The sequence below is a fragment of the Xenorhabdus sp. PR6a genome (assembly GCF_028599065.1).
Classification (GTDB): domain Bacteria; phylum Pseudomonadota; class Gammaproteobacteria; order Enterobacterales; family Enterobacteriaceae; genus Xenorhabdus; species Xenorhabdus doucetiae.
The window spans coordinates 1-11,664 of sequence record NZ_JAQRFJ010000080.1; the positions used below are offsets into that span (position 1 = coordinate 1).

Annotated in this window: 16 protein-coding genes; 5 read left to right on the plus strand and 11 right to left on the minus strand. The window is 45.4% G+C overall.

Going from position 1 to position 11,664, the window contains the following annotated elements; genetic code table 11:
* On the plus strand, positions 1–368 hold a 368-nt coding region (locus tag PSI15_RS15850; RefSeq protein WP_273584367.1), incomplete at its 5' end, for a hypothetical protein.
* On the opposite strand, the gene PSI15_RS15855 is transcribed toward PSI15_RS15850, so the two are convergent.
* The 10 genes from PSI15_RS15855 to PSI15_RS15900 all read right to left on the minus strand — a co-directional run bounded on the left by PSI15_RS15855 (position 290) and on the right by PSI15_RS15900 (position 8,801).
* Positions 290–2,362: a phage tail protein gene (locus PSI15_RS15855; protein ID WP_273584368.1), complete on the minus strand. Its 2,073-nt coding sequence runs from the start codon at positions 2,360–2,362 to the stop codon at positions 290–292. The genes PSI15_RS15850 and PSI15_RS15855 overlap by 79 nt on opposite strands.
* Entirely contained in the window at positions 2,359–2,967 is a 609-nt protein-coding gene (locus PSI15_RS15860) for a phage tail protein I (RefSeq protein WP_273584369.1), read from the minus strand. The genes PSI15_RS15855 and PSI15_RS15860 overlap by 4 nt, the downstream gene beginning before the upstream one ends.
* A complete protein-coding gene (locus tag PSI15_RS15865) occupies positions 2,960–3,868 on the minus strand; it encodes a baseplate assembly protein (protein ID WP_273584370.1) in 909 nt (302 codons plus the stop codon). Before PSI15_RS15865 ends, PSI15_RS15860 begins: the two co-directional genes overlap by 8 nt.
* Positions 3,869–3,876: 8 nt before the next feature.
* On the minus strand, positions 3,877–4,227 hold the full coding sequence (locus PSI15_RS15870) for a GPW/gp25 family protein (RefSeq protein WP_273584371.1): 351 nt from the start codon (positions 4,225–4,227) through the stop codon (positions 3,877–3,879).
* A complete protein-coding gene (locus PSI15_RS15875) occupies positions 4,224–4,859 on the minus strand; it encodes a phage baseplate assembly protein V (protein ID WP_273584372.1) in 636 nt (211 codons plus the stop codon). The genes PSI15_RS15870 and PSI15_RS15875 overlap by 4 nt, the downstream gene beginning before the upstream one ends.
* A 161-nt stretch (positions 4,860–5,020) precedes the next feature.
* Positions 5,021–5,542: a lysis system i-spanin subunit Rz gene (locus PSI15_RS15880; RefSeq protein ID WP_273584373.1), complete on the minus strand. Its 522-nt coding sequence runs from the start codon at positions 5,540–5,542 to the stop codon at positions 5,021–5,023.
* Between the two features lie 18 nt (positions 5,543–5,560).
* Positions 5,561–5,764: a tail protein X gene (locus tag PSI15_RS15885; RefSeq protein WP_273584374.1), complete on the minus strand. Its 204-nt coding sequence runs from the start codon at positions 5,762–5,764 to the stop codon at positions 5,561–5,563.
* 292 nt (positions 5,765–6,056) lie between these two features.
* A complete protein-coding gene (locus tag PSI15_RS15890) occupies positions 6,057–6,299 on the minus strand; it encodes a hypothetical protein (RefSeq protein WP_273584375.1) in 243 nt (80 codons plus the stop codon).
* Between the two features lie 115 nt (positions 6,300–6,414).
* Positions 6,415–8,361 (minus strand): replication endonuclease, encoded by a 1,947-nt coding sequence (locus PSI15_RS15895; protein WP_273584376.1) that lies wholly within the window; start codon positions 8,359–8,361, stop codon positions 6,415–6,417.
* Positions 8,362–8,462: 101 nt separating this feature from the next.
* Positions 8,463–8,801, minus strand: coding sequence for a DUF5347 family protein (locus tag PSI15_RS15900; RefSeq protein ID WP_273584377.1), 339 nt, complete (start codon positions 8,799–8,801; stop codon positions 8,463–8,465).
* A gap of 250 nt (positions 8,802–9,051) precedes the next feature.
* Between PSI15_RS15900 and PSI15_RS15905 the strand changes: the two genes are divergently transcribed.
* Positions 9,052–9,672: a phage repressor protein CI gene (locus tag PSI15_RS15905; protein ID WP_273584378.1), complete on the plus strand. Its 621-nt coding sequence runs from the start codon at positions 9,052–9,054 to the stop codon at positions 9,670–9,672.
* 77 nt (positions 9,673–9,749) lie between these two features.
* Here the strand turns inward: PSI15_RS15905 and PSI15_RS15910 are convergent, their stop codons facing one another.
* Complete coding sequence (locus PSI15_RS15910; RefSeq protein WP_273584379.1) at positions 9,750–10,346, minus strand: GNAT family N-acetyltransferase; 597 nt, start codon at positions 10,344–10,346, stop codon at positions 9,750–9,752.
* A 305-nt stretch (positions 10,347–10,651) separates the two neighbouring features.
* Here PSI15_RS15910 and PSI15_RS15915 point away from each other — a divergent pair, with 305 nt between their 5' ends.
* From PSI15_RS15915 to PSI15_RS15925, 3 genes are all read left to right on the plus strand, one after another.
* Positions 10,652–10,885, plus strand: a complete 234-nt coding sequence (locus tag PSI15_RS15915) for a hypothetical protein (protein ID WP_273584380.1) — start codon at positions 10,652–10,654, stop codon at positions 10,883–10,885.
* Between the two features lie 99 nt (positions 10,886–10,984).
* Positions 10,985–11,398, plus strand: a complete 414-nt coding sequence (locus PSI15_RS15920; protein ID WP_273584381.1) for a DUF2515 family protein — start codon at positions 10,985–10,987, stop codon at positions 11,396–11,398.
* 56 nt (positions 11,399–11,454) lie between these two features.
* The coding region (locus tag PSI15_RS15925; RefSeq protein WP_273584382.1) for an IS630 transposase-related protein at positions 11,455–11,664 on the plus strand (210 nt) is incomplete at its 3' end.

Genomic DNA, 11,664 nt, shown 5'->3' on the forward strand with positions numbered 1-11,664 from the left:
CAGATATTATAGGAATATTACTGGTTAATTTTGCTAACCTTATGATAGAACTAACAAAAATAAAAACAGTGGAAGATATTAAATCCATATCTCAACCAGTTGCTGAAGTCTTTTCCACGATTGATGAAGCGATTAAAAATGGATCTTTGACTTTACCTTATATGGTTAAAACTAATGGAATTTCTAGTTCTTTTTCTGATATAAAAAATTTGTCAAATAGCATTTCAAATATATTAACTAAAGCGCAAATACAAAAAAATAATTACAGGGGCATAATGCCCCTTATTTATCATAGTATGTCAGAAAGTTCTATCTTCTTTTTATTCCAAATAGAATCTTTTGGCATTTGGACACGAACATCCAAGTGACAACCATCAGGAATATCACAACTTTCCCCATCGAGATAATAAAAAATTTTATCATCAATAACTTCTTTTATCCGCCTGTTTTGGAAATCTTTAATTAAATGAATATGCTGTCTGTGAAATATTTTAATAGTGATAGTTCCGTCTTTTTCTACATGATCATCAATGTAAATTAGCTCTAATCCATTATTATTCTTTGGTAATGAGATACCGCCATGTATTCCCCATGCGCCATCGGCATTATAGCCTAGCACACCAAATATCTTATAGTGACCAATACCAAGTTTAGTGACGGTAGCACCTTCTGATTCATTATTAGTTGTGAATTTGCCATCAGAATAAATTTCTACTATTGGGGAAGATATTCTGAGAAAGCCATTTGTATCCTGTTTAGCGTTCATATTATCCCAGAATTTACGAGTAACTATTTCATCTTTATTGATATGATCTGTACGGTATGTATCTCCTCTGTGTATGAAAATCAATCTATGACTCCATACTTGATCGTTGCCTTCACTTGATGCTCCACTTACGTTGCTAAATCTTAATTGAACACCATAATTATTAATTGGCAAGTGATATTTTTCTAGGAATGAAGCTTTAGGAATAAATCCAGAATAACCATTGTAAATATTTTCCCATCCATCCAAATATGTTAGACGCATTGCGTCATTAATTGATACAGCCCCAAGATCTTCCAAATTTGGTTTGTTCGCAGAACTATATTGAACAAACCACTCATCATATTCTTTACTCGGATACCATAATTGACGAACAGCAATGTGTCCACGATGAGACATATATAATTGTGAAATGCTTGAATGGCTCACAGTCACAATCATCATGCCATAGTTATAAATTGGATTTCCATTTACTTTTGGAAAATCTGATACTGTTGCAGGATTAGTAACAGCAATATTATATATTCCGGGAATATTACAACTTACAAGTGTTTCACCATTACCTACTTCCCTAACAATATATTTAGACAATGCTCCAACAGCCAACTCCACAGTTCCCGCTAAACCGAGGTTTTTCACAAACTCATCTTTGTTTGGAATGTCAGCACCATTTTTACTTTTTTCCAGACGGGCATTTACACGCTCATCAGTTTCACCTTTATTATACGCCCCCACATCACCTGCATTCAGTGAAATATCCGCATTCAGTGCCTTGCCATTGACCTTACGGCCAGAAGGAACGCGGCCATTGGCATTATCATTTGCGGCTTTTGCCTGGGCTTTCGCTTCATTCACCCGTGCATCAGTTTCATCTTTATTATATGCCCCCACATCACCTGCATTCAGCGAAATATCCGCATTCAGTGCCTTGCCATTGACCTTACGGCCAGAAGGAACGCGGCCATTGGCATTATTATTCGCCGAATTAGCAAAATCATAAGCCGCTTTTACCGCTTTCGGTGTTGCAGCATGGGTTTCGCTATTGCTGTCCACCGCGCTGCTTAGGATGACAAATCCCTTCTCTTTCAGTGTCGCGTCAGGATGGTTGCGGCTGTTCGCATGTTTCGTAATAGAATTATCCACATATTCACGCGTTGCCAGAACCACCGACGGGTCAATTTTCAATGTCACGGCGTCAGCGCTGCTGACAATCAGGATCATGCGGATCGTCTGGGTGCGGCCGGAGCCTTCCTGCAATTGCGGTTTATAAGTTTCTGCGCAGTTACCTACCGCAATCAGAATGCCGTCTTTGTCGAACAGGCCGATTTCACGGATCCACCAACCGCCTTCGTTTTCAGGGATAACCTGCTCAGCAATAATCTGGTTGGTGTTTTTTGGATCGATGCTCAGCGTATTAATCGCGGCACGACGTTTTTCATTAATCAGTTTGGTTTGTTTGGTGTCTGGGGTCGGCAGGCTGCCGCCACCATCACCAACGGCCATATGGGTAATTTCAATTTTAGTCCCCAGTGCCGCGGCATTTGCCAATTTATCTGCGCCTAACTGCGTCAGCAGCGCAAAGAATTTGGTACTCATGGTCTAATCCTCATGTCATCAATAATATGTATGCCCGCGCCCATAACTTCTGAGCCGGATACGGTTACTTGTTCCGGGAAATAAGGGTAAACAGTCAGTTCGTCACCACTGTAAGTCGCTGCCGAGTAGTGATATTCACCACGTGTATCCAGATTGATATCCAAGCCAATCAAATGTCGGCTGACGGGCTTGGCATCAAAAATCAGGTTCTCCAGCTCCTCGAACATTTCATGGGTGATCCCGTTTTCCAGTACACCGATATCCAGCCGGAAAGTGCCCGGTGTTTCGTTGGTCTGCCACCACTCTTTGACGCGGATGAGATAACCTAATGGCTCCACAACCCGCCTGATCGCGCCAATCGTTCCTTTGTGTTTATGCAGGAACAGTGAGCTTTTGATCACTTCCCTTTTCGTGCTCTCAGACCAGTGTTCATCCCAACGATCCACCGACCAGGCCCACGCCAGATAGGGCAACAGGGATACCGGACAAGTGTCGGGGTTCCACAGCTCACGCAGTGGCACTTTCACCTGCTGCAATTCAGCGCAGGCTTTAGCCGCCGCAAGTTCCAGCGGGGTCGAACCCATCGGCAGGAGGCGATCACTCATCCGAACCTCCCATCGTCAGAGTGGTTTTGGTGCAGTAAGATGCCTGAGTTTTATCCAGTACGACATCTTTCAACGGTGCTTTCAGTTCCACCCGCTGGACACCTTCCACATGCAGTGCCGCATAAATCGCCGATAAACGAATGTCACGCCCCAAACGATGTTGGGCTTCGACATAGTGTTTGAGTTTCTGCTCCGCCGCCTTGCGAATCGGTTCTGATTCCGGCGTCGGAAAAATGTACAGCACCGCATCAATTTCATATTCCACAATGTTCGCTGACTGGACTTTCAGGCGATCCGCCACCGGACGCACGTTTTCGTCGTTCAGGGCTTTCTCAACGATTTCCAGCAACGCCTTGGAAGCGATACCCTTGTCTTCCCGCGACATAATGGTCACGGTCACGTTAGCCGGCGATGGGCTGATGGCCGACGCATCCGCGACTCGGCCATCCGCACTGCGGGCATGGTATTCATACGCGCCGACTGGGCCGGCAACGCTCAAACCTTCGAAAGCCTGTGGAATGCGAACGCGAAAGTCGTTGTCAGATTCCATCACTGCCAGTGTCGGTGGCACGGTAGCGTTATCCGCCGGACTCAGAACCATACGGGATACGTTATTGTTCGCACCCAATTGATCCAAATCTCTGCCGGTCGAATAGGCCACCATCACCGCTCTGGCTGCTTCGTTCACCCGTTGACGCAAAAGCAACTCGCGATAAACGTTCTCTTCCAGCAACTTGACCAAAGGTTCGGATTCCAGTTGCAAAGTCCGTGCAATGGCTTCTTGCTGATCGTCCGGATAGAGCGATATCAAGCCTTTTTTGCGCTCCTCCAGCAGTTGTTCGTAATCCAGTAGCTCCACCACATCCGGTGGTGGCAACTGGCTTAAATCGATTGTTGGCATGACTAACCTTACCGGGAATGGCTCACCGGAATAGAAAGTGAAAATTCCTGGGCGGATTGATGATAAGTCCCCGTAATATCCACCACCATTTTGCCGTCCTGTCGCGTTTCCATCGTGATGGAAGTCAGCGCCACCCGCGGCTCCCAACGACTGATTGCGGTAAAGCTTGCCGCCATGACCTGAAGCCTGAGTGCTGGATTCTGCGGCCAGTCAATCAGTTCAGGCAGCAAAGAGCCGTAGGTACGGCGCGCGAGACGGCTGCCCACGGGGGTTAATAAAATATCGCTGACGGATTGCCGGATATGCGCCAAATCGGTCAACGCCCGGCCGGTCTGCCGATTCATTCCCAGATACATCATACGGGGCCTCCTGATGTGTCACCGCCTGACCGAATGCCGGTGTGTTTATGGGAATCCACGACCACGCCGTTGGAACTGAATGTGCCTCCGGTGTGTTCAATATTGCCCGTCATTTTGCCGCCGTTGCGCACAATTAAGTTGCCTGTGCTCATTAGCTGCGTACAGATGACCTCCGGTGTATCCAGCGTAATGCGGCTGCTGGCGACACAGGTGATTTCCGGTGCGGTAATATGGACGGAATCCGAAGCAGTCACTGTCGCAGTTTTGATACCAGTCACAGTCAATGCGCCGGATTGCGGCTCATACTCCATCACAGCACCATCCGGAAACTGGATATGCGTTGCTTGTGGTGAGGTTGATGGCGCCGGAAACTCATCTGAAAAAATCGCAGGCAATACAAAGGCGGTGGTCAGTTCTCCGCCTATGGACAGTAATAAAACCTGCTCACCGACACTGGGCGCCCACCATGTGCGGGAGTTTCCCGCTCTGGATGTCAACCAGTGCAGCCAGTTGGTTTCAAGATTGCCTGTCGCGACCCGGCACATTCCCTTGGTGGTATCCACTTGGGTAATGACGCCGGTGCGGATCAGGTTGCGCAATAAGCGCATCAGTTCAGTGAGTTGTGTGTTCATGGCGTAAGAATGCCACGGAAAAGTGGGCTGGGCATTAAACTGGGATTGTAGGAAACACCCTACAAATCCAGTCACAAAATCGTTTTAAATCAATAAAATAAAAGACCTTCCCTAAGATGAAAGAAGGTCTTTGAAATAAACTGCGATCATTGCGGCTTACACTATTGTGGTTTGCATTGCCGCACAACCTCACGCACATACTGTTGCAAATAGTCTAATTTGGCTTGATCGCGGATAATGCCGGCTCGGATAGCGTAAATAGTGCGTCCAGCTTTTGCAGTGAGTTCGATTTGGGTTCCATCGCCCACGCTGCGGGCGCCGGTATCTCGGTCTTGGGTGAGCTGACAGGTAGCAAGATTGGCGGCTGCGATTTGCACCCGCCGATAACCAGCAGCGATGTCAGCACGCAAGACCGTGTTTTCTTCGGTAACATCAGCTAATTTTCCTGAATAATATTCATCCAATTGTGCAACCCGATTTTGTGCCGCTTTCATTTGCCCAAGTGTAGCCAGCATTTCCGATTGAGCTTTTTGGTTGATGGCGACAAGCTGGGCTGCGTGTTGCTGTTTCAGACTCGCTATTTCACTGAGAACCAGCGAGCGATGTCCCCACCAGCCAAGGCTTCCGCCAACAATCAGACTCACAATCAAAGGCAGTTTCTTTATTGCTCTGATCCCTAACAAAACCGTTCAGCCTCCTTATTAATCCCACAGCTGAATAATGGGTTTGCGGGCAGCAGGCATAAATTCGGGCATCTCAACTTGCGTTCCATGAGGTAATACCGCGCCAAAATCAGCCAATCCAGGATTGGCCTGCAACACACGCTCGGTCATTCCCAGTGTACGGCCATAATGACGCCAGCAAATGGCATCAACCGTTTCATTTTGTTGTGCAATAATTTGCATACACTCTCCTCTCTTTTTTTGCAGAAAACTTGCAGAAAATAGTTAGTCACTCGGAAAGTTATGATCAAATAATTAACGGAATGCCTCAATGCGGTGAGATTGTCAGGTAAGCAGCACACATAAACTGAGGGGCAGGAAATCCTTTCCTGCCCCTTGGCTATTATCCTCCCAAACCTCTTAAATGAGTTCCATTATATGATCGTGGTCACTGCTCTTTTGAGTCCCTGTCACTCTTACGGAGGTACTGCTCCTGGTTCCAATGCTAAAATTGGTATCAGGATAGTGTAGTAATCTATTTTTCTGTTGAATCCGAATTTCTTAACACTTTATTTCTTAAAACTTTGTTACCGGCCACCTCATTACCTGACAGATCGTTTTCCAGTTTACTCTGGTAACTGTTAAACCTTTTTTCATAAGGTGCAGATAGCTCAGCTATCCAAACCAGTGCCAGCTCTTTGTCTTCCGCATGATTGCATTCGCAACTTGTTGCCATTCGAGCAATAAAATTGATCCGTTGCGCTACCAATGATTCCATAAGAGATTCCACTGATTTACCTGCCTCCATATAATAAGCTGTATGCATATACAGTACACGTAATAAGATTAAATTTAAAGTATTTTTTGCCTTTTTTGAGGAGTAAATTTGATAGTTAGTGACTATTGTTTGCTGTTTTAGCAGAAATATTTGCCAATTTGATTGATTTTTCTACTATGGCAATGCGGCGGTCTGGATAACCCCTTATCTTGCTGTTTTCCTGTTCATCCGTACAGTTATTGACAGAACTCCAAGGGGAAATTTTTTTGCTCCTTTTATACACAATTCGTTCAGGTGTCACCGTAGATTCTAATTTCGGCACAATAGACCATTGGTGAATTCGCGTACAAATAAATCCGGCGTGGGACAAAAAGGGGGAAGTTACACCTTGGATGGATTGAACATCTTCACCGTAAGGGCTGCCAAAAGGGATGTTCTTGTAAAATAAGCGAATGACTAAATCACGACGCGCCACCCAAGGCCCGCCCTGTGCTTGGGTATAAGCCGCCCAATTCCCTTCATCCGCTGCCTGCAACACGGCGTTTATCTTGTGATCAGCGAGACGGATTTCCCTGAGCCGGCGTAATTCGCGCCAAACCGAAACCGGGGCGCCACCGATTTGTTGAAATTGGCGAATACGCCAACGGCTCGCCCAAGCTGTCACTGATTTCGCCATATCGCGCAGAAATTCTCCGGTTTCATGATCTTTTTCTTCTTCCAGTGCATAACCGTCGATATTTTTGGAAATGTACTTGGCAATATAACCCGTGGCACTGCCTTTATTGGGATCGATCGCCTGATAATGAAAACGTGCCTTTTTAGCTTCATCGTTCTGCAACTCGTCCTGCTCTTCCTGACAGGCATAATGCCCAAGAATGCTTCTGACCTGCTGCACATGCTCTGGCAGCATGAACAGCACCAGATGCCAATGCGGCGTGCCATCATGATGGGGTTCCACCACCCGGAAACCAAACAGATTGATTTTTGCTCTGGCGAATGCCGCCCGTGCTTTTGCCCAGACCCGGCATAAATAACGTTGCGTATCACGTGGCGTTGCGCCATTCCAGGATTTGACAAACCCGCCCCGACCCTGAACAGCATGGTATTTTGCCGGTGCCGTGATGGTATAAAACTCCCCAACGCAGTTCATTTCAGTGGCAACATCTTCGAAACCGCGCATTCTGACCATCAATTCACAACGGCGGATCGCCGGGTTCGCATTGCTATGCACAATCGTATCTGCCAGTGAAATACGTTCCCCCTTTTCATTTTCCAAATCAAAGTGTTTGAAAAATTCACGATTGCGCCGCTTTTGTTCCAGCCATTCCCGCAATGCCTGACGTGAAACGTAAGGAGATGCGGCTTGCTGTACCTGTCCAACGGCAATGGCCATATGTTCAGATTGAATATCACGCAGGTGCTTTAGACGAAAATACCACCAGCGAGCCGACATCATGCGCAACATCCCCGAACAGAGTTGATCGACAGAGGGCATTTTGCGGCCGCGATTGAAACGCTGCCAATAAGGCGGATGAGTACCACATTGCAACGTCAGTTTTGCCAGCAATCGGTACAATCGGGCAACACGGGAAAATGGTTCATCGTTTTGGCCGTCAACAGGGGTTGATGAGGGCTTTTGGGTAACAAGCACAGAATAGTGCTCATAATTGCCGGAAATAAAAACAGAAATCGTGTGGGCAAGTTTCAAGAGTTGTTTGCGATCATAGGTCGCCATATTTTCCAATTGCTCAATAAAAGGAAAAGGCGCCAAACCAGAGATACGATGGTGAAATTGATACCTTGCTTTTGCCAACTGCAATCTTGGCAACACATTCTGCCCAACCGTTTTTCTCAGGAAAGCATTTGCCTCACGGCGGCCTGAGTGATTAAAGATATCGGTATAACGATGGCTGAAATATTTCGCCAGAAAATCCGGCATCTGCCCGATATATTGGTGACGCCATTGATGATCTTCTGCGTTGACTTCCCAGAGCAGGCGCTCTGCCATTGAAATACCCTGCGGCATAGCATGTTGTTTATGCGTGATAACATCAAAATTCATCAATTTCACCATATTAGGAATGTGCAAGGGCCTGACGTACTCATGCCATTTGTTCAAAGCGGTAATGTGTTTAGTAGAAAATGTTTAACAGAAAGTAGTTATTAGCCAGCCAATGCCAGGTGCTTCGGAAACTGACTGACCACGACCTTGATATGATTCATCGCCTTGATCAGCGCCTGTTTTTCCGCTTGGGTAAAATGGTTGAATTCACTGTCGTGGCGGGAGCGCGGGATATTCGCCAAATAGAAAATGGCCGATAACGCCCGTTTATTCTTTTCGTAGTAGCTGTCTGTTTTATCGCGCATATCAGCTAAAAACCGGTTTAACTCCTTCTCATTTTCCCCCCAATAGGCCGCCCTGATCCTCGACAAATGATTCAGTCCTGCCAGCCGCTGGCCGAGGTTAATCCGGGCAAATTTTTCTTTTTCAGTATTCGCCATATTTTCCCTCCATTTCAAACGGTACCACCTGTCCGCGGTAACATTCCCGAAATATAAAGCCGCTTATTATCTTTCCACGCTGCGGGGAGATAATAAATGCCTCTTGAAGAGGGACAAGTATAAAGATTGAAATTTGGGCGTTCATGATGCAATATCTCTCGATGGTTTTCGGCTTAACCAATCCGGGCTCAATAAAGGTCTCAATATGAGAACTTTATTGAGATACTAATAGCTATTATCTGTACTGTCAATGAAAAATACCAATATTGAGATCAAAATGGGGGCTGATAGTGGGGGAAGACCTGCTATTGAACGTCTTGTCCGCGCGTATGGGTTTAAATCACGTCAGGCTCTGAGTGACCATTTGGGCGTTTCCAAAAGCACGATGGCAAATCGCTACCTTCGTGATAGCTTTCCCGCGGATTGGATCATCCAGTGTAATCTCGAAACTGGTGCTTCACTGCTGTGGTTGAGCACAGGTCAGGGAGAAATGTTTCCAGATGGAGAAAGCGGCAAAAAAGCGGAACGGTTGGAAGATATCATTGCCCCATCCATCTCTCGCGTAAAATTATCAGGGGGTAAGCTCAATGAGGCTAACCCAGTGATTTTGGACAACGAGCTGATTTCCACGGAACTAAAAAATCCGCTTATTATTGATGATGGTACCTCATGGTATCTACTGGATACTCAGGAAGATAATATTCAGGATGGCTTATGGCTGGTGGATATTGAGGGTATGCACAGCATCAAAAAGATTGCCAAAATCCCAATCAGCAGGATTAGGGTCAGCGATAGCGACGTCACGTTTGATTGTGCCGTCAGCGATATCAAATTTATCGGCCGCGTCGCTCTGGTTATCTCCAGACAATAAATCCTCCGGCATACACCCTTCGGCCTAAGATAGCGTCCATCAAGGTTATCCCTTTCCATCAGGATGACCTTGATGTTTCACACAAAATCGGAATGCCGCAGTCGATACAGAACGTGCTCTCTCAAGGGATGATTCTCTTTCAGGCCCGGATGCAGAAAGGTTTTTTCATCTCTGGTCATGCCCAATTTCTTCATTACACTCTCTGAGCGGTAATTAGAAATTGTGGTAAAAGCGACCACTTCTTCCAGCCCGATTTCCGTAAATGCGAAAGCAAAAATTCTGCGGGCAGCTTCACAAGTATAACCTTGTCCCCAAAATGGCTTATCCAGACGCCAGCCTATCTCAACAAAAGGAGAGAATGGAAATTCAATATTCGGGATATTCAAGCCGATACACCCGATAAATTCACCACTCTGTTTTAACTCAACCGCCCATAATCCCCAACCGCCCTGCGTTTCAAATTTACGTATGCAGTTATCGATAAAAATATTGCTCTGCTCTTTGGTCAGTGTGTTAGGGAAAAACTCCATGACTTCAGGATGACAACTTAGGCGAAAGAAAGGCTCCCGGTCTTCTTCCTTCCAGGCCCTCAGCCACAATCTTTCGGTTTCCAATTCAACAATCGAAAATGGTTGTAACTTATTAACTATATTTAATGTATTTTTATATATCATTTTTATGCCTCTTTTAATGCCCTGAATTCCTGTACAAATTCCGTTAACACCCCATATTCCGCCAAAACCAGACAAAAATTGGATTTAATTGGTTAATTAATTTTATTGATTAATGTGCGCAATAAATCACCTTGACTGACTGGATATTATTTTAATTTAGCATAACACCGATCTCTGATGGATAAGATATAAGTAAAATTCAATGAAAAACAACCAAGAATCGCTGTACCTGCGGGAACTGGCAACGACGACAGCAGGTGATGATGAATGGTGATGGAACAAGAGAAAGAACAGGAGAAAGATTGATGAGTAATGAAAATTCGATTTATTGCCATGATTGTCAGAAAATACTTAAACGTGATTTATACATTAAACTTGTTGAAGATGACACGAATAAACCGATACCTAATGTGTCTTACACATTGAAAAATAACAAATTGGAGCACTCAGGAACGAGTGATGGTAGTGGGATGAATCTTGCAGAAGGTTTAACCAGCATTCCCTTCACTGTCAAAATAGATCCTCCTCAGTCAGTATAGCTGTCGCGTCTCATTAAAAATACAAATGAGGCGTGTGGAAGGCAATACGTATTTTAGTAACAGGATGATATTAAAAATATTTTAATCAGGAAGACGTAAATGACCCAAATCTTTAAAAAACATAAATATGATGACATAGATTTGTACCAAAGCACCCAATCTGTCGCAGCGTGCGATTGTCATTTCGAAGAAAAAGATGGAAAACAAATTAAAGTCATTGATGTCCTCATACTCACCTGTGAGTGTATTTGGCGCAGGTATCAGAAAGAGGCCGAAGACATTGTCGCACCCGGTGGCAAACTGATTGCAGATCCTAAAGAACGCAATAAACGCATTAATGCAGCTTATGCTAAGTTGTGGTTGCACGATAACCGTTTCCAATGGGCGGGTCTTGCTGCTTTCGCTTCTAAGCAAGTCGGTTGTGGTTTGTTACATGCCTCTGATATGGTCGAAAAGATGCAAGCTGACAATGACGCCCAAAAACGCGTGGTTGAGCGCATGATAGAGGTATAGCGGAATCACAATACTATGTCATAATATCTACATTCCAATGACAAGGCAGAGTTGAAATGGGTTACAGTCTAGATTTCCGAAAAAGAGTTTTGGCATACAAAGACAAACATTCGTTGACGTTCGAGCAAACCAGCGACCACTTTGAGGTCTCTATCCGTACCCTGTTTCGGTGGAGTCACAAAATAGAACCTTGTACGACGCGTGATAAACCCCCGACTAAAATCAGTGATGAGACACTTATCGCCGATGTCCGGGAGTATCCCGAT

Coding starts and splice junctions, on each gene's coding strand:
- PSI15_RS15885 (WP_273584374.1), bottom strand. CDS start 5,764: ATGCAAATTATTGCACAACAAAATGAAACGGTTGATGCCATTTGCTGG.
- PSI15_RS15920 (WP_273584381.1), top strand. CDS start 10,985: ATGACCCAAATCTTTAAAAAACATAAATATGATGACATAGATTTGTAC.
- PSI15_RS15875 (WP_273584372.1), bottom strand. CDS start 4,859: ATGAACACACAACTCACTGAACTGATGCGCTTATTGCGCAACCTGATC.
- PSI15_RS15890 (WP_273584375.1), bottom strand. CDS start 6,299: ATGGAATCATTGGTAGCGCAACGGATCAATTTTATTGCTCGAATGGCA.
- PSI15_RS15900 (WP_273584377.1), bottom strand. CDS start 8,801: ATGGCGAATACTGAAAAAGAAAAATTTGCCCGGATTAACCTCGGCCAG.
- PSI15_RS15910 (WP_273584379.1), bottom strand. CDS start 10,346: ATGATATATAAAAATACATTAAATATAGTTAATAAGTTACAACCATTT.
- PSI15_RS15905 (WP_273584378.1), top strand. CDS start 9,052: ATGAAAAATACCAATATTGAGATCAAAATGGGGGCTGATAGTGGGGGA.
- PSI15_RS15895 (WP_273584376.1), bottom strand. CDS start 8,361: ATGAATTTTGATGTTATCACGCATAAACAACATGCTATGCCGCAGGGT.
- PSI15_RS15855 (WP_273584368.1), bottom strand. CDS start 2,362: ATGAGTACCAAATTCTTTGCGCTGCTGACGCAGTTAGGCGCAGATAAA.
- PSI15_RS15860 (WP_273584369.1), bottom strand. CDS start 2,967: ATGAGTGATCGCCTCCTGCCGATGGGTTCGACCCCGCTGGAACTTGCG.
- PSI15_RS15915 (WP_273584380.1), top strand. CDS start 10,652: ATGAGTAATGAAAATTCGATTTATTGCCATGATTGTCAGAAAATACTT.
- PSI15_RS15865 (WP_273584370.1), bottom strand. CDS start 3,868: ATGCCAACAATCGATTTAAGCCAGTTGCCACCACCGGATGTGGTGGAG.
- PSI15_RS15870 (WP_273584371.1), bottom strand. CDS start 4,227: ATGATGTATCTGGGAATGAATCGGCAGACCGGCCGGGCGTTGACCGAT.